Source organism: Ralstonia sp. VS2407 (genome assembly GCF_052950655.1).
On record NZ_JBRFVG010000246.1, the window covers coordinates 1 to 470 of the forward strand.

Annotated in this window: 1 protein-coding gene; it reads right to left on the minus strand. The window is 38.7% G+C overall.

From position 1 onward, the window contains the following. A partial coding sequence (locus ACU8YE_RS24855) for a family 4 glycosyl hydrolase (protein WP_446930204.1) occupies positions 1-470 on the minus strand: 470 nt, incomplete at both ends.

Sequence of the window (470 nt, forward strand, 5' to 3'; positions counted from 1 at the left end):
TTTCACAAGCTGCATCGCTATAGTGTGTGCCGCCCCGTTCTTCTAATTCTTTTGGTTTGTAATCTAGTTTGGGATCTTTATACAATTCAAACAGACGACCTTCCGTTTCTTTAACCACTTGTGCTCTTGTTTCGCCCCGTTCATACTCTTCGATGGAATGCTTCAACATCTCATCTTCAATATAATAATAGCGATGATAACCACATGGTAACATTCCTAAATCTTTTAACTGTTCATAATGGAACGGCGCATCAAAAATATTTTTCAAATGACTTTCTTGCTCTTGCTTAGGTCCGTAAATTAAATCAATGAGTTCTTGTGTTCGCTCTTGTCCTTCTTTGTCCCAAACGCGGTGCCAATGGAAATGATTAATTCCAGCAAATTTAAAGAATAAGTCTTCTTCTGGAATTCCCAGCATTTCGGCCGCTTGTTTTCTATGACCAATCGGCACATTACATAAGCCAACTGTT